A 24,576-nucleotide genomic window follows, 5' to 3' on the forward strand; every position below is an offset into this window, starting at 1 on the left:
ACTAATTTATAATACACTCTACTGTCATTCTGACGAAGGAAGAATCTCCTAAACGAACTGGATATTTTCTTCATTAGAATGACAAGCACAAATAAATTTTAAATTAAACACATGACAACCCTGCTCTACGATGGAAGTTTTGATGGTCTTTTCACTGCGGTATTTGAAGTTTTCGAATACCGTTATAAAGATGTGGAGATTGCAAGCAGAGAAAGGTTTCATCAGGAAAATATTTTTGCAGTAATCCATGAAGTTATTACCCAACCAGACAAATCTGAAAGGGTTCTGAATAAACTGGAACAGAATATTGGCAAAGAGGGAGTTAACAAACTTTTAAAAGTTTTTCTATCAGAAGATCCGGATTTGGAAAACCTCATCTTATCTGCAGTAAAACAGTCTGTAAAGCATCCGGAAAAAAATATTCTTGAAAATTTTGCCGATTCTGATGTTTTAAAAATTTCAAAAATCTGCAAATCAGTAGACAGGGAAAGACACAGAATGACGGCTTTTGTCCGCTTTGAAAAAATGCAGGATGGTGTTTTTTTCTCCAAAATAGATCCCGACTTCAATGTGCTTCCTTTGATCAGAAAACATTTTTATAACCGTTATCAGGATCAGAAATGGATGATCTACGATCTGCGAAGAAACTATGGGCTTCTCTATGATCTGGCCACCTGTGATTTCTTCTATCCTGATGAAAAGATTGATATCAATAATTATCAGCAGAAATTCCATGATGAGGAAAAAAGTTATCAGGTACTCTGGCAGCGTTATTTCACGAAAACCAATATTGTGGAAAGAAAAAATATGAAACTCCATATTCAGCATGTTCCGAAAAGATACTGGAAATATCTGACTGAAAAATGGTAGCTGCACTCTCAAAAAAAAATATTGTTTCTCGCTGATTGAGCAGATAACGCAGATTTTTAATACATCAGTTTTACCATGTTTCTCTATCAAATAATGCTAAAATCCGAACCAATAATTCCATATTGTGGATAACTTTTTATTTCGGCTAAAAAACAGATCGTTTCAAGCTCGTTTATGAGATACATTATTTAATATACTCATTTCATGATAGATAAAATCCACATTAATGGAAAACTCATATTGTGGATAACTTTTTACAGTTAACATACCGTTAACATTGAAGATATTTCAACATCAATCTTCTTGTAAAAATGGAGCAAATAAAGCCAATTCCGGGAAGTAAAGGAATATAAAAATATATTATAAACCCATGTAAATCTGCAATCTATAGGTTCAAAAACTAAATTAACATTTCCAGTTTGTGGATAACTCTCACTTTCTGACGGTCCGTAACGCTTTCTTTACGATATACTGCGTTTCTTTTGTCGGACTTTCCCGAAGCCATTCATCACAGATTTCCACTACAAATTCGGGTTGTGATTTGCTGGCATCATTCAGCCAGTTGCCAATACTGTCCTGCACGTATCTGGAAGCATCGGAGCGTAACCGTTCCAGGATTTTCAGTCCAAGTCCAGGATTTTGTTTTAAAGCATCTATATGTTCGCACCAAACGCCTCTCGGTCTTGTAGATTCGCTGGCAAAACGTCTTACATTTTCATCGTCATGCATTGTCCATTCTGATAAAAGAGATAAGCTTTCCTCAAGATTTTTGGAGATATCCGGACGCACTGTCATCCAGCAGATTTCCCTTACTCCAAAATGGGTATCAGATGCAAATGATTGAATTCTGTCTAATTTTTCCTTAAGTTGTAAATCATTATTTCTTCCAATGGTATAAGCTGCCCAGCAACGTACAAGATCTGCAGGATGAGTTGCTAGTTTCAGAAGAAATTCATCATCTTTATTTTTAGCAGTCAGATGAAGTAAACCCATTCCAATGGTTTCATTAATGGTATTAACCGTTTGCTTTTTCAGCTGGTCCACATTTTCTAAAACAGGGTTCAGATATTCTTTACGATTATTCTGGAGAAGCAAATTTTCCAGCAGCAACCTTTGATCTACCGCCAGCCATTCTGTAAGATTAGCAGTTTCAATTTCTCCTTTGTTCAGCTGTTCCAGAATATCTGGTGGAATATCTTTAATGGAGCGGGCTCCTTTTCGTTTTTCTGCCATACTATTTTAATGATTATCTTTACAAAAGTCTGAAAGTGTGCGGACAAAAACAATACCGCATATTTTTCCCTCATAGGGATAAAAAAGTCAATTTTATGGAAACAAAGGGAAGAGCAGAAGAAAATAAAATTTGTCCATTGGAAGTCGCCGTCAATACCATCAGTGGAAAGTGGAAAATTCCTATCGTCTGGCAGATCAATGAAGGGAAAAAGCGTCCCAGTGAATTTCTGCGCGGTATCGCTAAAGTGGACCGGAGAGTTCTCAATCAGCAACTGGCTGAAATGGTGGAAGATGGCATCTTAACCAAACAATCCTTTAATGAGCTTCCTCCAAGGGTTGAATATACTTTGACAGAACTTGGTGAAAAGCTTGTGGAAATCCTCTGGCAATTGAATGATTGGGGAAAATTATTGATTCTGGAGAACGAAGAATCATTAAACTAGCAGATTTTCAGATTATATAGTGGCAGATCTGTGAAAAAAAAATGATATTTGTGTTCACTAAAAATGCATGAAAAAAGTTATCACAGGAATCACAGCTATTTTTATTTTCGCTGGCTGTACAAAAGAAAAACTATCAGACCGCTTGCTACCTGAACCTGATAAGAACGAGCATGTAATTTCAGAAAATGCTTTAAAAATCAATAAAAATAAAAATACCATCCGGGAAAGATTTTCTCCTCCGGAAGGGTATGAATGGATTGAAGAAAAGCCCGGTTCTTTCGGGCATTTTATTGAAAACTTTAAGCTGAAACCTTATGGAAGTCAGATTTTAAAATATGACGGAACGCCTATTTCTACCCAGCATCTTCATGAAGCTGTTTTTGACATTGATATCGGAAATAAGGACCTTCAGCAATGTGCTGATGCCGCCATCCGTATAAGGGCTGAATATCTTTATAAGTCGAAAAAATTTGACGAAATTAAATTTCATTTTACGAGCGGTGATCTTCTCAGCTGGAACGATTATAAAAACGGAACGAGAGCTTTTGTGAATGGAAATTCAGTTAGTTTCAGAAAAATTGCAGCCTTTGATGATTCTTATAACAGTTTCAGAAATTACCTGGATCTGATTTTTAATTATGCAGGAACAATTTCATTAAACAAGGAAACTAAGCCAGTAATGAGGAATTCTAATCTGAAAACAGGAGATATTCTGATCACACCGGGAAGTCCGGGACATATTGTTTTTGTTTCCGGTGTCTGCCACAATAAGGAAGGGAAAAGATTGTTTTTATTGAGCGAAGGATTTACACCGGCACAGTCTATTCATGTACTCTCTAACCCTTTTAACCTCTATTTTACACCATGGTATGACCTGGATATCGATGCTCAGGAAACTAAAACTGCAAGATATTTTTTTAAACCAACAAACTTCAGAAGCTTTTAATAATTTATATTCAAAACTATTGGAAAGTTACTACGATAATCTGAACTTGTTTTTGTAAATTTGTGTTCGAAATTTTTTACTTGATGAAAGAGAGTGCTGTAAAAAAGATTGCAGTTCTTACTTCAGGGGGTGACTCTCCGGGTATGAATGCGGCATTAAGAGCGGTAGTAAGAACCGCCAATTACTATAATATCGAATGTTATGGGGTGAGAGAAGGCTACAACGGCCTTATCAATGATGATTTCCTGAAAATGGGAGCGCGTTCCGTAAAAAATATAATCAACCAGGGTGGAACGATTCTAAAATCTGCCAGATCCGCTGAGTTCAGAACGAAAGAAGGCCGTCAAAAAGCTTACAACAACTGTGTAAAGCTGGGAATAGACGGGTTAGTATGTATTGGAGGTGACGGAACATTTACCGGTGCTAAAATCTTCAATGAAGAATTCGGGATCAGGGTAATCGGTATCCCGGGAACCATTGACAATGATATTTTCGGAACTGATAACACCATCGGATACGACACAGCCCTGAATACTGCCATGGAGGCAATTGACAAAATCCGTGACACAGCCACCTCCCACAACAGAGTTTTCTTTGTAGAGGTAATGGGCCGTGATGCTGGTTTTATTGCACTAAACAGTGGATTGGCAACGGGTGCTCTTGATATCTTAATTCCTGAGAAAAAAGATAGCATTGATGAGCTTTTTGCAAAATTCAGAAATGCTGAAAAAACAGGAAAAGCATCCAGTATTGTAGTAGTAGCGGAAGGTGAGAAATTAGCCAACGTTTATGAACTTGCAGAAAAAACAAAGCAGACATTCCCTGATTATGACATTCGTGTAGCAATTTTGGGACATATGCAAAGAGGAGGTTCTCCAAGCTGTGCAGACAGAGTACTGGCAAGCAGACTTGGATATGGTGCAGTAGTAGGGTTAATGGACGGACAAAGCAACGTAATGGCGGGAATGCGTTCTAACGATCTGACGTATACACCAATAGAAGAAGCCATTAAAAAACATAACGAAATCAATAGCGATCTTTTGCTGATTTCAGAAATTTTAGCAATCTAATTATTTTTATAATCTAATAAAAACAAACTATTATGTCAACAATTAAAGTAGGTATCAACGGTTTTGGTAGAATTGGACGTCTTGTTTTCAGAGCAATGACTGAAAGAGACAACATTGAAGTTGTAGGAATCAATGACCTAATCAATGCAGAATACATGGCTTACATGTTAAAATATGACTCTGTACACGGTATTTTCCCAGGTGAAGTTTCTGTAGAAGGAAATGATCTTGTAGTAAACGGGAAAAGAATCAGAGTAACTGCTGAAAGAGACCCTAACAACCTAAAGTGGAATGAAATTGGTGCTGACTATATCGTAGAATCTACAGGTCTTTTCTTATCTAAAGATACTGCTCAGGCTCACATCAACGCTGGTGCAAAGAAAGTAATCCTTTCCGCTCCTTCTAAAGATGATACTCCAATGTTCGTAATGGGGGTAAACCACAAGGAACTTACTGATGATATCAAAATTTTATCAAACGCTTCTTGTACTACAAACTGTTTAGCGCCTTTAGCTAAAGTTATCCACGATAACTTCGGAATCGTAGAAGGATTAATGACAACTGTACACGCTACAACGGCTACTCAAAAGACTGTTGACGGTCCTTCAGTAAAAGATTGGAGAGGTGGTAGAGCTGCTCTAAACAACATCATCCCTTCTTCTACAGGTGCTGCTAAAGCAGTAGGAAAAGTAATCCCTTCTTTGAACGGAAAACTAACAGGTATGTCTTTCAGAGTACCAACTGTTGACGTTTCTGTAGTAGATTTAACAGTAAGAATTGACAAAGCTGCTTCTTATGAAGAAATCTGTTCAGTAATCAAAGCTGCTTCTGAAGGTGAATTGAAAGGTATCCTTGGATATACTGAAGATGCAGTAGTATCTCAGGACTTCGTAGGAGATAAGAGAACTTCTATCTTCGATAAAGATGCTGGTATCATGCTTTCTCCAAACTTTGTGAAACTTGTTTCTTGGTATGACAACGAAATGGGTTACTCTAACAAGTTAGTAGATATGCTTGTACACGCTGCTTCTTTATAATAAGTAATAAGCGATAAATAATATAAAACCTTCCCGATGGGAAGGTTTTTTTGTTTAAATTAAATTCCAAAATTTACACCATGCTCAATGAACTTATTGAAAGATATTCTCAATATTCTGATGTAGAATTAATGGAAGTATATTCAAGTAAAGACAGATATACAGATGATGCAAAACAGGCATTAGATATTGTCATAGGAAAGAAAGGTGGAATACAAGCTTTGACCATTCGATATGATAAAATTGTAGGAAAGGAATTGGAACAGTCAAAGATAAAGAATGATGCTGCGAAATTGTGTTTAAACGGAATAACAAAAAATGATATCAGGCACGCTTTGACTTCCGAAATATTAGCCTTAGATGAAATACAACAAATCATAGAAGCAACTTCTACAGAAATAGAAGCAACTAAAAGAGACTTAGAAATTAAACCCAGTACAATCATCGGAGGTATTTTAGGAGGAATTATCGGGGAACTATTGGAGGAGTATTATGGGGACTACAGATCATGTATTCCGGTCACATCTTTTACATTTTTGCTATAGGTTTGGGAATAATTTCTTACGGCTTTATAAAATTTTTCACTAAACAAAGCAGAAATAATATTGCGGTATTTATCATTACTATATTATCTGTAATTTATGCTTTGATTTTAGGTTTTTACCTATATGAATTATTTGGCTATCATGGACCTGACAGATATTGATAAAACACAGAGATGAAATCAAAAGCTTTTTATGAACTTCCAGATTTCCTGGATTTATATAGTATTATTAGCATTCCAGTTAAAAAACAAACAGGTACTTTTTGAGTTCCCGGATCAGGCCCAGAACGGATTTTCATCAGTAAATATCTGATAATCCATCTTTCAATCTATCCTCAGAGAGCTTTACCCAAAAAGAGGAAAAGAAATTTATCTTTTATTGCCAAAGGATTTTCAGGAATGGAAATCTCTGAGGGACAAACTGACAAATCTCACCAAAAAACTTCAGCATAAAACTTGTACTTTTATAGGTAAAGGAATGGACATGATACAACCACGATTTAAAGACGCCCCTCATTTCAGAGATTTCTGGGAAAGTGGAAACGGAAAACTGCTTATTGAATTTTCCGGAGCAGACGTGAGTTTTGAAAAATTTGAAAAATTCGCTCCTTTTTTTCATCATGTGGATGAGACGGGTGATGAGGTGGTAAGAGATGTTTATTTTACTAAAAAATTTCATGAGGCATCCAGGGAAATTGAACAATACATCAGAAATGGAGTTTCGGAAACAGATTCTGTTCCTGAAAGCGTAAAAAAGCTTTTCTCCCAAACTCAAAAAGTTCCGGAATGGCTTGATTACAATTTACTCAAAAGCGGTGCCGAACTCTGCATGAGAAGCAATCTCGATTCCTTGATCTCATTGAGGGATTACTGTCTGATCGGTGGTTACGACTACGCCTACCTCAACAAACCACTTATTGTTACAGAGGCATTAAAAAAGGGTGCCGTAAAACGTCTTTCGGAAACATTGTATTTCTGGGTAAATGCTACCCGGTACAATGCGCTGGAAATTCACGCAAAAGGGTATGAGTTTGCTATAAAAACCCGCCTGATCCATTCTTACGCAAGACTCTCAATTAAAAAACATTATAAAGACTGGGATACCGAAAACTGGGGTGAGCCTATCAATTCATGGGATATGATGGCAACATACATCGGTTTTAGTCTTGTCTTTCTTCACAGCCTTCAAAAATTGGGAAATAGTTTTTCCATTGAGGAAGAACAAGGAATTTTTCACCTGTGGAAATACGTAGGTTATCTTTTAGGTATTCCGGAACAGCTTCTTCCTGACAACAAAAAACAGGCTACTGAATACTTTTATTTATGGACTTCTGTTCAGCCTCCTTCCGATAAAGATTCTGTTCTTCTTGCTCATTCTTTACTGAATGAATCCCTGGAAAATCCTATTTTAAAATTTGAGTTTCAACGAAAAAACTTAAGATACCTGCACATCTGCTGTACCTGGTTTTTGCTGGATGATGAAGTCTGCAAAAGATTAGAGATCCCGGAAGTTTCCTACAAAAACCTGTTTCCAAAATCGAAAATACTTTTCAACAAAATTTATGACAGCCTGGTAAGCCGGGAGACAAGAATAAAAAGAGGAAATAAGGATCAAATGAAAGTATTGGAAGACTATTTGAACATCACCAAAAATTCTAATTTTCATTAAAAACTCAGTTTTTGAAGGAAACTAGAAGCTGCAGGTGATGTCAATCTGACTAAAAAAGATACAATGTTACATTTCTTCACTTCCCTTAAAGTCACCCGAAGAAAGTTTCCTTTTCCTCAAATTCCAGATCAGATACAATAAAAATAAGATAAACCAAACGCCAATGACAACACTGATGAAAATTTCCATGATGGAAGGATGAAGATAATTCGGCTTATAAAACAATCGGTCAAGGGTTGCAAATTTCTCTTTTAAGTTATTTCTTTCGTAAGTATTTTGTATCTCATTCAAAGGCTCCCGCTGACGATCCCGGTAATAAAAAACATCTTTAGTCAACTCTTTCGGAACGATATGCGTTTCTATATTATATTTTTTTAAAAGAACATTCAGCCTCTGAAACGAATAAAGGAGTGAATCCTGGTTATATTTGTAAAGCAAATTGTACCTTTTGACTGCATTTTGATATTGCTGTTGATGTTCAGGGATTTTATGCAATGGAGAAAACAAATTTTTGTTTTCAAGAAAAATACACATCTTCTCGTCGTATTGAGGATGTACCTCTACTCCTTTAAATATAATTTCGGTACTATCCCCTATCTCCTTTTTAGAAATAATTCTTTTTTCCAGCTCCTTAGCGTCAAGCCCAACAAAATCAAGCACCATTTTCGTTTTATTGTTTAATTTTTCATGATTGATACTCAGCATTCTTAGCGTATCAATACTGTAATAGCTGGATTCTGTTGAATAATAATCCTTATTGTCCGGATCGTAGTAGATCGTATCTCTCACTTCAATCACAGGATAAGGTTTGGGATATAAAATATTTTCGGGATTAAATAGTTTCTCTGAACTGTAGGAAGTATAGTTGTATAAAAAAGGCTGTAACACATTCAGTAACGTCTTGTCTTTATTAAGGTCCTTTTCAGGCAATTCAGTTCGTAGCTTTGCATTTAATCCAAAACTATAACTGATGAAAAAGGTCAGGGAGAAAAAAGATACCAACAAAAGTATAATTCCGATTTTCAAAATCTTTGAAAGTTCATCTCTTTTTTTGGAATGATTTCTAAGAAGTATAATAACAAAGAAAAACAGAAAAAGACCAGATATGAAAAAGTGAGAAATGGAAACATCATCATAAAATTTGAATCTATAAAATTCTGTATAAATATCAATTTTTTGAACACCTTCAAACTTTACATATCCGTAAATAAAATAAGCCAGGTGTATGACTGCTAATACTGCAAAAGATTTAATCAGAAATAGTTTTAATTTTCTGTCCATATTATGATCTTTAAAAACAAGGTTTTAAGATAGGCATTTTTTTATATTGGATGGGATAAAACGATGGTTGTATTCATCAATAAGTTATGAAGACGGGAAATCATTTATTAAATACTGGCTTCCCACGATAACTTTCTTATATTAAATTTATTTTTTCATTATTTCCTGATACCACATTCTGCATCTCATTCGTTATGAATAACATCACTCATAAAACTTTATCGTTTTTTAACTCTAAAAACAGATTCCAGATACAAATAATATTAGTTTTTGATATTTAAATTATGTATTTTTGAGAAATTATTTTAATAGCGATGAGTAACATTGATGATAAGAAAAAAGCACTTGCTTTAGTGCTTGACAAATTAGATAAAACATACGGAAAGGGAACAGTAATGACTTTAGGTGATCAATCTATAGACAATACAATAGAAGTAATTCCTTCCGGTTCTTTAGGATTAGATATTGCATTAGGTATAGGCGGGTATCCAAAAGGAAGAATCATTGAAATATATGGTCCTGAATCTTCAGGTAAAACAACTTTGACTCTTCATGCTATTGCTGAGGCTCAAAAAGCAGGAGGTATTGCTGCATTCATTGATGCAGAGCACGCTTTCGACAGAACATATGCTGCGAAATTAGGAATTGATCTTGAAAACCTGATCATTTCTCAACCAGACAACGGTGAGCAGGCTTTAGAAATTGCTGATAACCTTATCCGTTCAGGAGCTATTGATATCGTTGTAATTGACTCTGTTGCTGCTCTTACTCCAAAAGCAGAGATCGAAGGAGAAATGGGAGATTCTAAAATGGGTCTTCACGCAAGATTGATGTCTCAGGCATTAAGAAAATTAACTGCTACTATTTCAAGAACAAAATGTACAGTAATCTTCATCAACCAGTTGAGAGAAAAGATCGGGGTAATGTTCGGAAATCCTGAAACAACTACCGGAGGTAATGCTCTGAAGTTCTACGCTTCTGTAAGAATTGATATCAGAAAAGCAAGTGCACCTATCAAACAAGGTGACGAAGCTATTGGTAGCCGTGTGAAAGTGAAGATTGTGAAAAACAAAGTAGCACCTCCTTTCAAGCAGGCAGAATTCGACATCATGTATGGAGAAGGAGTTTCTAAAGTAGGAGAAATTCTTGATACTGCAGTAGATATGGGAATTGTGAAGAAAAGCGGTTCTTGGTTCAGCTACGAAGAGACTAAACTTGGTCAGGGACGTGATGCTGTAAAAGATGTTTTAAAAGATAATCCTGATCTTTCCGAAGAATTGGAAAACAAGATCAAAGAGGAAATGAAAAACAAATAATTTTTCAGGAAAATATAGAAAGGGCAGTCTTAGGATTGCCTTTTTTGTTTTTTAAATGCAGATATTTTTTAACGCAAAGGTTTTATCTGTATGCTGTAGTATTTTTAAGAGAGCAAAGCAGGAATCAACTTCACTGATTCTTTCTAAACGAACGCATAACCACAAAGTCGCAAATTTTTGTTTCCTTAAGATCCACTTTCGAATCTCTTATTCCTTTGCGTTTCAATAGTCTTTCAGGTTTTATTTATAATAAAAAAGAGGTCATTCCGTGGAACAACCTCTTTAGCTTTTATATTTTTAAAATTATTCGGCAATTTTACCTTGCAGCTGAAGTGCTCCGGTAACTTTCATTCCTTTTGTTGGAGTTTCAAATCGCATATTTTCTTTATTCACAAAAGCATCAATGGTGAAGAAATCTTCATTTTCTTCATTCGTGATCAGCTTCAGTTTCAGAATATATCCTTTAACACTTCTATCATCAAGTAATTCTGTTTCCTTAAAGTCTATGACCTGAGCAATAAAATCAAAACATGCATAATTCGGAAGATCCTGGCTTGGTGCGTAAGTTGTGAAATCTTCACTCATTTTAGTCCCGTCAGGTAAATCAGTGTTTGTATGAACATCAAGGATGAAAACAATTCCGCTGATATTAACCTTCAGGTGAGGTTGTGTCATGTATGTATTTCTGTTTTCCGCATAATCCGTAGCAAAGAACCAAACTCCAAAAGTCTCTCTAGCCGGACCAGCTACAATTGCCTGTAAGTTCAGCGCATTTTCCCACTCTCTGATTGATCTTGTTTCAAAATCTAAAACATAATTAGTTTTTACCTCCGGAATTATTGTACTAAGTTCATCCGTAACTATAGTTTTAAATCTTACATCTTCAAATTCTGTTTTACTTTTATCCTCACCAGCCGGATCAGTAACTGTGGACTGCATTAAAACAGTAGTAAGATATTGACCGTAATCTTTAGTCTGGAAATTTTCATGACCAAAAACTCCACTCCAGGTATTCACAAGATTATGAACATTTGATTTTCTTATGATAATTCCTGCTTCGTTAGTGGTTTCAGGAGCAGCAATTCCTTCTGTATTCGGAAAATAATCTTTTCCATCCACTAACTGATGATTCATAATTGCATTATTTTCTTCGTGAGAAAACTCTGCAAAACCTTTATATGTAACATTCTGATTTTCGAAAACATAAGGCAGACCTGTTTTCGCCTTATCCTGACCTGCAAAATGATACGCAAGAGAAATCCCTTTGAACTCCCCTTCCTGAATTGCCGGAGTGTGATTTCCGTTATGATCAAACTGAGAATGATACAGGATCATATAAGATTTAATCTTTCCTGCCTGAAGTTCATTCTCAAACTTTTCTTCCATTTGCCCGATCGCCTGTTGTGGAGAAAGTGCGTAAGCATCCTCTGTTACCATATAAGCAAAGCCCTCTACCTCGCCATTTTCTTTTTCAAAGGCTGAAATAGGCGTATACTCCCCTCTTAGCTGAAGCGCTATAGAATACACTATATAATCATTATAAATCCTGATTTTTTCATATTCTTCATTTACTTTTGGTTCTTCTATCTGTTGTGAAGGGGTTTCCGGTATCGTTTCCACAACTTCTTCCGCTACTTCCTCTACTACTTTTTCCTCTGGCATTTCCATTTCCTGAACCAAAGTACTTACATTTTCCTGATTGTTATTTTTCTTCTTAAAAAAATCAAAGATTCCCATACTGTTATTTATAATTGGCGGTAAATATAATAAAAGTGCTCAACAGGCCCATCATAAAAAAATGCCATTGTGTCAGTTTATCTTTTGTGATATATTTTTCTGAGAAAAATAAAAAACTCGGCGGAGCCTTTGGCTCCGCCGAGTTAATATTAATTTGGCTTATCATCTGTCAGCTCAAATCCCCAATCTTTTCCTTTTTGGGTGGCAGGAATACCTTTCGTCATCCAGACCGGAGCTTTAGCACCTTTGAGATAATAATCAAAAAACTGCTGTTCGCGTATTTGAATATCTTTTCTGTTCTGGCGTTTTACGAGATTGTGATCGTCACCATTATAATTCAGAAGCCATACCGGTTTTCCGAGACGACGTAATGCGGTAAACATCTCAATTCCCTGATACCATGGCACTGCTCCATCTTTATCATTACTCATAATAACTACCGGCGTTTGTACTTTATCAATGGTAAAAAGCGGTGAATTTTTAATATAAAGATCCGGTGCTTCCCATAGATTTTTACCTAATCTGCTTTGTGATTTTTCATATTGAAACTGTCTGTTCATCCCTGATGTCCATCGGATTCCTCCATATGCGGAAGTCATGTTGACAACAGGAGCACCACTCCACGACGCTGCATACATATTGGTATGAGCGATAAGATAGGCTACCTGATAACCACCCCAGCTTTGTCCCTGAATTCCGATTTTAGCACCATCTACCCAAGAATTTTGCTTTAGCTTTTCAACTCCGGAATTAATGTATTCCATTGCAGATTCTCCGGGAAAACCGTCTGTATACGAAATATCAGGTGTGAAAACCAGATATCCGTTGCTCACAAAATAAGAAATATTCAATCTTGAAGGCGTTGGAGCCGGTGCTACATAGCGGTTCAGATTATCCGAAAGTTTTTCATAGAAATAAACAATCATAGGATATTTTTTATTCGGATCGAAATCTTCCGGCTTGTATAAAACTCCTGTAGATGTATTTCCTTTTGGTGTTGTCCAGTTTACCAATTCGTCTGTACCCCAATTATAGTTGTTTTGCTGCGGATTGGTATCACTCAGCTTTTGCTGTTCTGAGAAATCCGATGTTGCGAAAATATTAGGAGAATCGGTATATGATTCTTTTACTACAATATATTCTTCTGCATTTTTTGCTTTTTGAAGACTTCTATATCCCCACACATTTTCCATCTGAACTTTCACCGGATCAGCACCCGACTGAATAGAAGTTTTAAAAATTCCGTTTGCTTTGGATGTATTATCAAACGCTGATAAATAAATGGCAGATTTTCGGTTTAAGCTTTTAATATCTTTATCTAAGTCGTAAGTATCAAATGTTATTTTATTCTTACGTCCAAATCCATTCGTGATATTTCTCGGTTTTTTAGAACTGTCCAGGAAAAACTCCCAAAGATCGAAACGGTCTTTGATAATCACAGATTCATCATTATTCGTCCAGGAAGCAATACCATAAGAACTTGGAAAATCCGGCATATCAAACTCTTCATCCACAAAAGAAACAGGCAATCCGCTACTCAATGGAAGTGTTTTCTTTGTTTTCACATTATAACTGAGCCATTTCCCTTTTTCTCTGTCAAAAATCACTACGAATTTCCCAAGCGGAGAAACAACAACCGAGCCGTTCAGATTCTGAATGATTTCCGTTCTCTCACCTGTTTTATTATCAATCAGGAAATACGTTTTCTTTGTTGCGCCTTCCCATTGCGAAGAAATACGGTTATTCAAACTTGTAATACCAAGGGCAAATTCAGCATTTCCTTCGTTTACCAATCGTAAAGTATCCAGATCCTCATCGTCAATATTTCTAAAGAAATCCGGTTTTTCTGTCTGCATTACAGCAGCATAAGATTTTTTCAAATCATTTTTCAATTCCTTTAGCTGTACCGTTTGCAGATAATCATCTTTATAATTCCAGATATCTACTACCGCATGGTCATTCGCAATCATCGCAGTATCTTTTGCGATAGGTTTTGGAGCAACACCAAAATACAACTGCTTTCCATTTTTACTGAATAAGGGTAAACGATTTTCTGAAACTACCCAATTCTTCTTCATCTGAGCATTTTCATTGGTAATGGTTTCCTTTTTATTTCCTTTAAAATTAAAGTAATACAACTGATACAGTTTCACCAGGTCATTTTGTGCAGAAGAAGTTCCCACATATGCCAGCTGATTCCCTTCTTCATCAAAAGACAATTGTGAAAAATCGCCTTCCATCTCTGAAATTTTAGTTACAACTCCTTTTTGCAGATCTACAACCTGTACAGTTTGAAGTGCATATTTCTTTGGCTTTGATTTGTCATTATCTTTTTTGTCGTCAGATTTTTCATCTACGGAATCCTTTTCCTCTTTTTTATCCTTTTTGGGCTTCTCTTCAGGTTTCTTAGTCACAAAAGCAAGTTGCTTTCCATTTTTACTAAACTCATAGCGGACTACATTATCATATGTTGTACTTTTCCCGTCCAAAAGATTTCGCACGACCAACTGCAAAGGTTTTACATTTTTATCTTCATCTTTATTATCATCTCCATCTTCTTTATCAGAAGCATCATCCGAAGATTTATCTTTTGTGTTTTCCAGAAGATAAGCAACATAGGAACCAGCTTTTTCAGGGATTTTAAATGATTTTACATTAGGAATTTTCTCTGTTTTATCATTTAAAAAATCAACAATTGCAAGGCTGTCTTTTGTTAATTTATTTTTTTTAAGCTTTTTATCTTTTACCGCTTTTATATCTTTATACTGCGGACGAATTTGAAAAACAGCAAATCTGGAATCATTCGTAAAATCTACTTTTGTTCCTCTTGCAAACTTCTTTGTCGTTTTATTTTTTACGGAATATAAAGAAAGGTTAGAATTTCCTTCCTGAGCATCTACGGAGTAAGCAATCCATTTTCCGTCATTTGATATTTTTCTCATGCCGATATTTTGCCAACTGTCATACACAGAATGGTCTAAAGGCTTTTTCTGTCCATAGACCCAACAGGTCATCATGAGCAGAATAAAAACTGTACATTTCAACTTCATTTTTAAAAAATTTTTAATAATTAAAAGTAAGATATTTCTTTGACAAATTCACAGGATAAAACTGTTTCGCGTAGAAAAAATGCCATTCTGTCACTTTCTGCTGCATGGTATTTTTTTTGAGAAGTATGTTGAACAATTAAAATATAAAATATGATGACTAAAGGAAATATTAATGTATCTGTGGAAAACATTTTCCCGCTTATTAAAAAATTTCTTTACAGTGACCACGAGATATTCTTAAGAGAATTGATCTCCAATGCTACTGATGCCACTTTAAAATTAAAACATCTGACAAGCATTGGTGAGGCAAAAGTGGAATATGGAAATCCTAAACTTGAAGTTAAAATTGACAAAGACCAGAAAACTTTACGTATTATCGACCAGGGTATTGGGATGACGGGTGAAGAAGTTGAAAAATACATCAATCAGGTTGCTTTCTCAGGAGCTGAAGAGTTTTTGGAAAAATATAAAGATTCTGCGAAAGACTCTGGGATTATCGGGCACTTCGGTCTTGGATTCTACTCTGCGTTCATGGTGGCTGAAAAGGTAGAAATTCTTACAAAGTCTTATAAAGATGAGCCGGCAGTACGTTGGATCTGTGATGGAAGCCCGGAATTTACGCTTGAAGAAACTACCGACAAAACTGACAGAGGAACGGAGATCATTCTTCATATTGCAGAAGATTCTGTGGAATTTTTAGAAGAAGGAAAAATCCGTGAACTGTTATTAAAGTATAACAAATTCATGCCAGTTCCAATTAAATTCGGAACAAAAACACATACGCTTCCATTACCGGAAGACGCTCCTGAAGATGCTGTAGCTGAAACGGAAGAAGTAGACAATATCATCAACAATCCGGTACCGGCATGGACGATTGCTCCAAGCGAACTGACCAACGAGGATTATATGAAATTCTACCACGAACTGTACCCAATGCAGTTTGAGGAACCATTATTCAACATCCACCTGAATGTTGATTATCCTTTCAATCTTACCGGAGTTCTGTTCTTCCCGAAACTGAGCAACAATTTGAATATCGACAAGGATAAAATTCAGTTATATCAAAACCAGGTATTCGTAACAGATGAAGTAAAAGGTATTGTTCCGGACTTCCTGATGCTTCTGAGAGGTGTGATAGATTCTCCGGATATTCCATTGAACGTTTCCCGTTCTTACCTTCAGGCTGATGGTGCTGTAAAAAAGATTTCATCTTACATCACAAAAAAAGTAGCCGACAAAATGGCTTCTCTGATCAACGAAAACCGTGAAGACTATGAGAAAAAATGGAATGACATTAAGATCGTAATTGAGTACGGAATTGTTACGGAAGAAAAGTTTGCTGAAAAAGCAGACAAATTCACATTGTATCCTACAACAGACGGAAAGTATTTCCTTTGGGATGAATTGGTTGAAAAAATCAAACCTACACAAACGGATAAAGACAATAAATTGGTTGTATTATATGCTACCAATGCCGATGAACAGCACAGCTACATCCAGTCTGCAAAGGATAAAGGATATGAAGTTCTGTTATTAGACTCTCCTATCACTCCACATGTTATCCAGAAGCTGGAAACATCAAAAGAAAACATCTCTTTTGCAAGAGTAGATGCAGATCATGTGAACAATCTGATCAAAAAAGATGAGCCAGTAATTTCAAAATTGAACGAAACTGAAAAAGAATCTTTGAAAAAGAATGTGGAAGAAGCTATTCAGGATTCTAAATTTACAGTTCAGCTTGAAGATCTTGACAGCAATGATGCTCCGTTTACCATTACGCAACCTGAATTCATGAGAAGAATGAAAGAAATGCAGGCTACAGGCGGTGGTGGTATGTTCGGAATGGGAGGTTTCCCGGAGATGTACAATCTTGTAGTGAACTCGAACAGTGAGCTTTCCAATCAGATTTTAAAAACTGAGAATACGGAAGAGAAAGAGAATTTGATTAAATATGCTCTGGATCTTGCCAAGCTTTCACAAAATTTACTGAAAGGAAAAGACCTGACAGATTTTATACAGAGAAGCTATAAGCAACTTGAAAAATAATATAGAAGAGACTGTTTCATTTTGAAGCAGTCTTTTTTTGAGGGGTTGGGAAAACGCAAAGTCACCAATTTTTCTTACATCATGAGACTCTTTGCACGTCTTTGCGTTTTTCCAACAATCCAAAAAAAATCGAAAATAATCAACAATTAATGCACATAGCATTCATATTATAAACCCGGTTTCTCTTTTCTCTTAATCTTCATTACGTTACCCTACATTTTTTCTATTTTCTATTGTATAGCTTATGCTTTTTTGCCATTTTTGTATAAAATGTCGGTCATGCAAAAAGAAAAATTACGCGTCATCAGAAAGCAAAAAGGCTATACTCAACAGCAGGTAGCTGATTTTATCGCAACAGATGTATCTAATTACAGCAGAAAAGAAAGCGGTGATGTAAGGATCGTAAAAGATGAATGGGACAAACTTGCCCGTTTTCTGGATGTACCCATTGAGGACATTTATGAAGAAGAGGAAGCTACAGTAGTTATTAATAATGACCATCCTGTATTTAATGATAGATCTTCTTCTGCGGGAATCATTACTAGCCAGAACAACTATGATAATATCCCTGGAGCTATTATTGAAAACCTTCAAGGTTATATTGCTCTACTAAAAGAGGAGAACGAAAAGCTGAAAGAAGAACTGAAAGGTCTCCCAAGAGGAAGAAAATAATACGGTTTGAAACTGTAAAAATATTGATGTCACTCATATTAAGTTATGGAGTGACATTTTTTTGTGATATAGGCTAATTAATGCTAAAGTTTTTTGACACAAAGAATTAATTATTTAAATGTTTTTATTTCAGGGGGCAAAGAGCTGCGACTCTGCCGCTGATGAAGCTTTGTGATAGTAATACGTTCGCTTAGAGAGAAGCAATTTCATTGATTCCTCCTTTGCTCCCATAAAATATTAAAGAAAACAAATGAAAGCTTTGCGTTAAAAAAATTCTTTGAAATTTACAATTCATCCAGCGGATTCCAGAACAGTTTTTTGAAATTTTTTATTCTAAGATTTTCCACAGTGATTCCTTCTGCTTCCAGCTTAGGCTGAAATTCCGGAACGGATAAAACTCCTGAACTTGATATGACACGGTGAGCGGGAACATCTTTCGGGCATCCTCCCATAGCTTTTCCTACATGTCTTGAATGGTTAGGATAGCCTACCGCTTTTGCTATGGCACCATACGTAGAAACTCTTCCTTTGGGAATAAGTCTTGCTACTTCGTATACCTGTTGTTTGAAAATCTCGTCCATATCAAATTTTGTTTTTAGCTGGCTTTCTTTTTTGCATCATTTTTGAACTCTTTCAAGCTCAATGATGTTTCATTAAAATATAAAGATATGAAAAAATCATTTTTCAGGCTGTTGAATGCGGTTAATAAAAAAGTTCTCCCGAAGCTGAGTAATAAAGATCCCAATCATCTGACTAAGATTGAAAAGGGAATTCTGGCGTATCGTTATTTTGTACTGGTGAATTCGTTGGATTGATTTTTTATTTTTCCCACGGATGGTACAGATTTTCACAAATGTTTATGTATGTTTTTTGGAGAATGCAAAGTCGCAAAAGTTTTTTAAGTGCTACATGTAATATAAAAATCTGCGTAATTCGTATGATGGGAATACTGTGTACCATTTTTTAACCATTAAGAAAAAATGAAGATTATAAGAATAATTAAGTTTCATCTTTAATGAAAAGTAAAGCATACTGCTAAATAAAATAGCTTTACCTATTTCCCTTAATGCTCTTTAAAACTTAAATAAATACTTAATGGTTCAAATTGTTTTTAGGTTTCAAAACAAATCTATTTTCCAATCATAAAATAAAAAAGCGCTCCAAATAAATTGAAGCGCTGATATTGTAATCTCTGGTGAGAATTTATTCTTAAGCGTTTTCTAAGATATAAGAGAACATCAATGGTGCACAGATCGTTGCATCACTTTCAACGATGAATTTAGGTGTAGTGATATCAAGTTTACCCCAAGTGATTTTTTCATTTGGAACTGCTCCTGAATAAGATCCGTAAGATGTTGTAGAGTCAGAAATCTGGCAGAAATAAGACCAGAAAGGAATGTCATGCATTTCCATATCCTGATACAGCATTGGTACTACACAAATAGGGAAATCTCCTGCGATACCTCCACCAATCTGGAAGAATCCAACTCCTTTTCCTCCTGAATTTTTAGTATACCAGTCAGCAAGGTAAGTCATATATTCAATTCCTGATTTCATTGTAGTAGCTGTAAGCTCTCCTTTGATACAGTAAGAAGCGAAGATGTTACCCATTGTAGAATCTTCCCATCCCGGAACTACGATTGGTAAGTTTGCTTCTGCAGCAGCAATCATCCAAGAGTTTTCTCTAGGAATTTCGTAATACTGCTCCAAAACTCCTGAAAGGATCATTTTGTACATAAATTCGTGTGGGAAATATCTTTCTCCTTTAGCTTCTGCATCTTTCCAGATCTCCACGATATGTTTTTGTAATCTTCTGAAAGCTTCTTCTTCAGGGATACAAGTATCTGTAACTCTGTTTAGACCTCTTTCTAAAAGATCCCACTCATCCTGAGCAGTCAAATCTCTGTAATGAGGAACTCTTTCATAGTGAGAGTGTGCTACAAGGTTCATTAAATCTTCTTCAAGGTTAGCACCTGTACAAGAGATAAAATCTACTTTCCCCTGACGGATCATTTCAGCAAGAATCTTCCCTAATTCAGCAGTAGACATTGCTCCTGCCAAAGTAATCATCATTTTTCCGCCATCTTTAAGATGTGCAACATATCCTTTAGAAGCATCCACCAATGCAGCTGCGTTGAAGTGCAGGTAATACTTTTCTATGAATTCAGTTATCGGTTTGCTCATTTTTTTAATTTTTGCAAAGATAAAACTTAAAAACGGAATGCAGCCAAAGCACTTGAAGAAAGTGTTGCAGAGGAGTCTTTTTTTATCATTTGTTAAATGCTAAAGCTGTTTTGTTGGGAAAAGCAAAGGCACAAGAAAATCTGAGATTTTCAGCAAGGGATGATGTACATGGATTCAACAATTCCGATTCTATCGGAGATAAAATCTTTGCGTCTTAAAACACACATTATATAAAACCCTTGCGCCTTTGTGTTTCCCCAAACAGTTAACTAATGAAATAAAAAGCGCGGATCAAATGAGCCACGCTTTCATTGTAATTCAACCTAATATTATTCAACAAAGTTTTACCCTTCCCAGGCTTCCACTTTTAGAATCTCAATTTTTCTTTCTCCGTCTTTGAACGGCCAACTGATAATATCTCCTACTCTATACCCTACTACTGCAAGAGCAATATCCGATAGTATGGAATATTTATTCTTTTTAAGCTTTGCTTTAGTAGAAGGCACAAAAATATATTCGTGCTCAAAATCTAAGGTATGGTCTTTCAATGTCACTTTTCTTTCAACTGTTACAATATCAGCAGGCAGATCTCTTCTCAATACCTGTTTCGCATTTCTAAGTTCTTCCGTAAGTCTTTTTTCTTCTCCGATGCTCACTTTTTTTCTTCTGAGTGTATCTTTTATAGCATCATAAATTCCGGTGGTTACAATAATATGATTGGACATTTTGTTCAATTTTTTAAAATTAAAATGCAGTTATTCCCTAACGACCCAATGTAGAATCCAGGCATATAACAGCCTTCTTCTATAGAAAACCGCAAAAAAGCATAAATAAAATCCGGAGTGATTCCCTGTCTTGGATCCTGACAGGGCTTAATTGATAAAGTCCTTAGAACTTTTCAGAAAAGAATCTGTATGAAGGTAAAGTAATGACAGCAGCAATCCTGATTGTCTGCGCTCTGCTGATAAAGAGATTGTTGCTGCCATTATTATGAGATTTTTTGTAATTCTTACAAATATAAGATTTAAAAACGAAATGTCGCGGCGGCACTTAAAGAAACTCTTGTCAGACCTTCTTTCTGGTCGTCACCAAGATCAGTTGTTTGTCCATTAACTTTGATTTTGTTCAAAGTTCCCGCGGTAATTCCTAACTTCGGGCCTATCATAAAGTTTTTCGAAACCGCATATTGATATGCTGCCCCCAATTCCAGACCAAGATTGGACCCTGTACCTTTTACTGCTTCTGTTTTTGTAGTGTAGGTAATCACTCCAAGAGATACATCAGCAACAATTTTGTGGTTTGTAGGTTTGGTGTAATTAGAGAACATAACCGAAGGTCCAAAGAATGTAATATTATCTTTAGTACTTATAGAAACTGTAACAGGCTGCCCATTCATATTGTATCCACTCAATACACCACTGCTAGAAGCATTATAATTGGAAAACTTAGCACCGATTCCGATATTTTTCACATTATAATAAGCAGCAATTTCAAAATGAATTCCGTTTTTCAACCCTTCAACATAATTTTTTTCTGCTATGGAAAGACCAGGTGCTGTTTTAGCTACTCTCCATGCATATCCTACAGCCGGCATGATGGTTATTTTTTCCTGTGCAAAAGAAAGTAAAGAACTCGAAATAGTTCCTAATAGAATTAGTTTTTTTATCATGGTTTTAAAGTTTCCGGCAAAAATAAAATTTTCTTCGGGAGAAACAAACTAAAATTTGAAACGCCTGTTCTCTTTTTTATCGGAAAGTTTTTTCTTGCCATCAAGTCTTTTTTGTTTCTGAGCTCTTGAAGGCTTTGTTGCAGTTCTTTTCTTGGGAATGATAAGGGCTTTATTTACAATTTCAATTATTTTTTCAATGGCTTTATTTTTATTCATCAGCTGAGTTCTGCTTTCGGAAACGGTAAGGAATAAAAAGCCTTCCGCATTGATTCTGTTTTTCAGTTTATTCTGAATCAATATTTTTTCATCATCATTGAAAAATTCAGACGAATCTACTTTCCAAAGTACGGTAACAGCAGTCTCTACCTTGTTGACATTCTGCCCTCCTGCCCCACTGCTGCGGGAAGTTTTGAAACTGAGTTCTTTTGAAAAGGTTTTCATAGTGTTAAGATTTTTATATACCAGAATCAAGAGCAGGACTATAGATTTATGTTTATATTTTTATAGAGTTCTAATCTGTTTATTTTTCCGTTGGGTGTCCGCGGAATTTCACTGATAAAAATAATTTCTTTAGGTTTGTAAAAATTCTTCTCAAACGGAATTTCTGAAATTTTCTTTATTACCTCATCTGATTCATTTCCTTCTATAATCAGTATCAATTTCTGACCCAAACTTTCATCCGGTAAGCCAATAAATACGGCTTCGTTCGGAATTTCTTTCTTTACCAGGGCTTCAAGAGTTTCCGGGAAAATTTTGGCTCCTCCTGAGTTGATGACATTATCAATTCTTCCGAGAAATTTAAATTGTTTTTCATTCCTAATATCAACTAAATCATTAGTTTGTAATTCTTCAGCATTCAGATTAGGTGCATAGATTTTCAGACATCCTCTTTCATCCAAAGAGATGGATACATTTTCAAAAACAGTAAAATAATCTTCCTGTTCGGGCATCAATTGTTTTAAGCCAATATGGGAAAGCGTTTCTGACATTCCATAGGTTTCAAAAATACGGTTTGAAGCACTAAGGTTCATCTGTAGAATTTTATTTTTCAGACTTTCTGAAACGGCGGCACCACCAATAATCAGATTTTTGATCAGATGAAGTTTCTCCAATGAATTTTCTACCTGAAGCGGAGTCATGGCACAAAAATCTATTTCTTCTTCTAAGTTTTCTACAGGGTTCAGAGAAGGTTCGGCAGCTTTTAATTTCAATCCTCTTTCTATAGAGCGGACAATCATCATTTTTCCTGAGATATATTCTACAGGCAGGCAGAGTAATGCAGTATCGTCTTTTTTTAATCCCAAAAAGTCACAGGTCATCACTGCAGAATTAATCATTTTCTTTTTTTCGATTTCAAAGATTTTTGGCACTCCTGTAGAGCCTGAAGTCTGAACATTCACTCCTTTTTTTTCTGAAAACCACTCTTCCAGAAAAAGTTTCACTTTCTTTTCAAATTCGGTATCGAATGATAATTTATTAATATTGAGATTATTGAAGTCTATCAGCATGTTTTCCGTAAATAAATTCTACAGTAAATTTAAAAAAAATTCAAAAAGTTCTTGTATATAAATAAAAAAGCTGTAAATTTGCACCACCAAAATAAAACAGACCTATAGTGTAACGGTAACACTCCGGTTTTTGGTACCGTCATTCGGGGTTCGAATCCCTGTGGGTCTACAAACCATCCTTTTTAAGGGTGGTTTTTGTTTTTATGATTAATCAAATATTTTCATTAAAATTTTCATCATCCCGGCTTTGATTTCTCAGAAAAAAGATTCTTCTCCTATTTCAATAAGCCTGAAATTTAAAAAATCAAATTCTGTTTTTTCGTGTAAACAATAGAAAATTGAAAGAAGATATTTGTAAATAAGAAAAAAATATATAAATTTGCAACACCAAAATAAAGCAGACCTATAGTGTAACGGTAGCACTCCGGTTTTTGGTACCGTCAGTCGGGGTTCGAATCCCTGTGGGTCTACAACCAAACAAAAGCAACTCGCTAATTTATAGCAAGTTGCTTTTTTATTTTGGTCATTTTTGGTCACTTGGTCACGATTTTGGTCACTGTTTTTCTTAAAAATGCCCTGAGTACACCTCATTGAACCTATTTGAATCTAATTGTATTTTTAACTACGGAAATAATATCCATCACTTTCAAAATAATCATACATTAGATTTCTTGCTGTACTTTCCCAGTCAATATAAATATAATTTGGTAAGCTTTCAGGAATACTTTCTTCTAATATGTACTGAGTAAATGTTTCATCGTCTGAAAACTCACCCATATAATAGTTTATTATACCGTCATAAATACTCTGAAAATCCATTTTTCCAACACAATCAATATAAGCTTCAAAAACTTCTAAATCATGCCCAGAATCGTTTATTTGCTGGGCTATTTCGTAAATTTCAGAAGACAAATGACACTCACTAATCAATCCCAGTTTTTCAAACAGTTCACAGTGTTCGTAGTCCTGAAACATAAATTCTGGGTCAGACTCATCAGAATGTAGTTTATACATTGCTGTAAGTAGTTCGTCATAGTCTGAATAATCAGAAAGATTGAGCCATTTACCATAAAGACTTCCATTATTGTACTTCGCATACGTTCCTACATAGATACTGCAAGAATCAAGACAATTTTGTAAATTTGTCATGTTGATAAGTTTTAGATGTGTTAAAATTTATTGACTTGCCTATCGTGTTTGTAGCACTTTAGGCATTTTTTATATATTATTGTGAGATCTATACAGAAAAAAGAACCTGAAACAGTTCTTTGACACATTAACAAAGTCAATATTCATGCCAA

General features: G+C 35.4%; 22 protein-coding genes and 2 tRNA genes. 13 read left to right on the forward strand and 11 right to left on the reverse strand.

The genetic code is table 11. The features are described from left to right. The first annotated feature begins 111 nt into the window (after positions 1-111). Positions 112-870, forward strand: a complete 759-nt coding sequence (locus KIK00_RS11755) for a TIGR03915 family putative DNA repair protein (RefSeq protein WP_255812596.1) — start codon at positions 112-114, stop codon at positions 868-870. A gap of 432 nt (positions 871-1,302) precedes the next feature. Here KIK00_RS11755 and KIK00_RS11760 read toward each other — a convergent pair whose 3' ends face one another. Then, on the reverse strand, positions 1,303-2,103 hold the full coding sequence (locus KIK00_RS11760) for a DNA alkylation repair protein (protein WP_255812597.1): 801 nt from the start codon (positions 2,101-2,103) through the stop codon (positions 1,303-1,305). A 95-nt stretch (positions 2,104-2,198) separates the two neighbouring features. On the opposite strand from KIK00_RS11760, the gene KIK00_RS11765 reads away from it, so the two are divergent. The 6 genes from KIK00_RS11765 (at position 2,199) to KIK00_RS11790 (ending at position 7,812) form a co-directional block, all read left to right on the forward strand. Beyond that, entirely contained in the window at positions 2,199-2,546 is a 348-nt protein-coding gene (locus tag KIK00_RS11765) for a helix-turn-helix domain-containing protein (protein ID WP_255812598.1), read from the forward strand. Positions 2,547-2,613: 67 nt separating this feature from the next. Beyond that, a complete protein-coding gene (locus KIK00_RS11770) occupies positions 2,614-3,492 on the forward strand; it encodes a DUF4846 domain-containing protein (RefSeq protein WP_255812599.1) in 879 nt (292 codons plus the stop codon). 83 nt (positions 3,493-3,575) lie between these two features. Next, a complete protein-coding gene (pfkA, locus tag KIK00_RS11775; RefSeq protein ID WP_255812600.1) occupies positions 3,576-4,562 on the forward strand; it encodes a 6-phosphofructokinase in 987 nt (328 codons plus the stop codon). 32 nt (positions 4,563-4,594) lie between these two features. After that, positions 4,595-5,599, forward strand: coding sequence for a type I glyceraldehyde-3-phosphate dehydrogenase (gene gap, locus KIK00_RS11780; protein ID WP_047379077.1), 1,005 nt, complete (start codon positions 4,595-4,597; stop codon positions 5,597-5,599). A gap of 80 nt (positions 5,600-5,679) precedes the next feature. Then, positions 5,680-6,144, forward strand: a complete 465-nt coding sequence (locus tag KIK00_RS11785) for a hypothetical protein (RefSeq protein WP_255812601.1) — start codon at positions 5,680-5,682, stop codon at positions 6,142-6,144. A gap of 483 nt (positions 6,145-6,627) precedes the next feature. Further along, positions 6,628-7,812, forward strand: a complete 1,185-nt coding sequence (locus KIK00_RS11790) for an oxygenase MpaB family protein (protein WP_255812602.1) — start codon at positions 6,628-6,630, stop codon at positions 7,810-7,812. Between the two features lie 66 nt (positions 7,813-7,878). Here the strand turns inward: KIK00_RS11790 and KIK00_RS11795 are convergent, their stop codons facing one another. Next, positions 7,879-9,093, reverse strand: a complete 1,215-nt coding sequence (locus KIK00_RS11795; RefSeq protein WP_255812603.1) for a hypothetical protein — start codon at positions 9,091-9,093, stop codon at positions 7,879-7,881. A 314-nt stretch (positions 9,094-9,407) separates the two neighbouring features. Here KIK00_RS11795 and recA point away from each other — a divergent pair, with 314 nt between their 5' ends. Then, positions 9,408-10,409, forward strand: a complete 1,002-nt coding sequence (gene recA, locus KIK00_RS11800; protein WP_047379082.1) for a recombinase RecA — start codon at positions 9,408-9,410, stop codon at positions 10,407-10,409. Between the two features lie 303 nt (positions 10,410-10,712). On the opposite strand, the gene KIK00_RS11805 is transcribed toward recA, so the two are convergent. Together KIK00_RS11805 and KIK00_RS11810 are read right to left on the reverse strand one after the other, a co-directional pair. After that, positions 10,713-12,146, reverse strand: coding sequence for a hypothetical protein (locus KIK00_RS11805; RefSeq protein WP_255812604.1), 1,434 nt, complete (start codon positions 12,144-12,146; stop codon positions 10,713-10,715). A 149-nt stretch (positions 12,147-12,295) separates the two neighbouring features. Beyond that, positions 12,296-15,196 carry a S9 family peptidase gene (locus tag KIK00_RS11810; protein WP_255812605.1) on the reverse strand — a complete coding sequence of 967 codons (2,901 nt, stop codon included), beginning with the start codon at positions 15,194-15,196 and terminating at the stop codon, positions 12,296-12,298. 153 nt (positions 15,197-15,349) lie between these two features. Between KIK00_RS11810 and htpG the strand changes: the two genes are divergently transcribed. Together htpG and KIK00_RS11820 are read left to right on the forward strand one after the other, a co-directional pair. Further along, entirely contained in the window at positions 15,350-17,242 is a 1,893-nt protein-coding gene (gene htpG / locus KIK00_RS11815; RefSeq protein WP_255816669.1) for a molecular chaperone HtpG, read from the forward strand. A gap of 279 nt (positions 17,243-17,521) precedes the next feature. Next, positions 17,522-17,914 (forward strand): helix-turn-helix transcriptional regulator, encoded by a 393-nt coding sequence (locus KIK00_RS11820; RefSeq protein WP_255812606.1) that lies wholly within the window; start codon positions 17,522-17,524, stop codon positions 17,912-17,914. Between the two features lie 284 nt (positions 17,915-18,198). Here KIK00_RS11820 and KIK00_RS11825 read toward each other — a convergent pair whose 3' ends face one another. Continuing rightward, positions 18,199-18,495 carry an MGMT family protein gene (locus KIK00_RS11825; RefSeq protein ID WP_047379087.1) on the reverse strand — a complete coding sequence of 99 codons (297 nt, stop codon included), beginning with the start codon at positions 18,493-18,495 and terminating at the stop codon, positions 18,199-18,201. Positions 18,496-18,582: 87 nt separating this feature from the next. On the opposite strand from KIK00_RS11825, the gene KIK00_RS11830 reads away from it, so the two are divergent. Further along, positions 18,583-18,729 carry a hypothetical protein gene (locus tag KIK00_RS11830; protein WP_167449396.1) on the forward strand — a complete coding sequence of 49 codons (147 nt, stop codon included), beginning with the start codon at positions 18,583-18,585 and terminating at the stop codon, positions 18,727-18,729. 394 nt (positions 18,730-19,123) lie between these two features. Here KIK00_RS11830 and KIK00_RS11835 read toward each other — a convergent pair whose 3' ends face one another. The 5 genes from KIK00_RS11835 to KIK00_RS11855 all read right to left on the reverse strand — a co-directional run bounded on the left by KIK00_RS11835 (position 19,124) and on the right by KIK00_RS11855 (position 23,275). Continuing rightward, the gene (locus KIK00_RS11835) at positions 19,124-20,098 is read right to left on the reverse strand and encodes a deoxyhypusine synthase family protein (protein WP_047386291.1); all 975 of its coding nucleotides are present in this window, start codon (positions 20,096-20,098) and stop codon (positions 19,124-19,126) included. 344 nt (positions 20,099-20,442) lie between these two features. After that, entirely contained in the window at positions 20,443-20,823 is a 381-nt protein-coding gene (locus KIK00_RS11840) for a GreA/GreB family elongation factor (RefSeq protein WP_255812607.1), read from the reverse strand. 299 nt (positions 20,824-21,122) lie between these two features. Continuing rightward, on the reverse strand, positions 21,123-21,767 hold the full coding sequence (locus KIK00_RS11845; protein ID WP_255812608.1) for a hypothetical protein: 645 nt from the start codon (positions 21,765-21,767) through the stop codon (positions 21,123-21,125). A 48-nt stretch (positions 21,768-21,815) separates the two neighbouring features. Continuing rightward, entirely contained in the window at positions 21,816-22,208 is a 393-nt protein-coding gene (gene arfB / locus KIK00_RS11850) for an alternative ribosome rescue aminoacyl-tRNA hydrolase ArfB (protein ID WP_255812609.1), read from the reverse strand. A 38-nt stretch (positions 22,209-22,246) separates the two neighbouring features. Continuing rightward, positions 22,247-23,275, reverse strand: coding sequence for an AMP-binding protein (locus tag KIK00_RS11855; protein WP_255812610.1), 1,029 nt, complete (start codon positions 23,273-23,275; stop codon positions 22,247-22,249). 98 nt (positions 23,276-23,373) lie between these two features. On the opposite strand from KIK00_RS11855, the gene KIK00_RS11860 reads away from it, so the two are divergent. Both KIK00_RS11860 and KIK00_RS11865 read left to right on the forward strand, forming a co-directional pair. Beyond that, a tRNA-Gln gene (locus tag KIK00_RS11860) sits at positions 23,374-23,444 on the forward strand. A 230-nt stretch (positions 23,445-23,674) separates the two neighbouring features. Then, positions 23,675-23,745, forward strand: a tRNA-Gln gene (locus tag KIK00_RS11865). Between the two features lie 148 nt (positions 23,746-23,893). Here KIK00_RS11865 and KIK00_RS11870 read toward each other — a convergent pair. Beyond that, entirely contained in the window at positions 23,894-24,424 is a 531-nt protein-coding gene (locus KIK00_RS11870) for an antirestriction protein ArdA (protein ID WP_255812611.1), read from the reverse strand. Between the last annotated feature and the right edge of the window lie 152 nt (positions 24,425-24,576).

Source organism: Chryseobacterium sp. MA9, assembly GCF_024399315.1.
Lineage (GTDB): Bacteria > Bacteroidota > Bacteroidia > Flavobacteriales > Weeksellaceae > Chryseobacterium.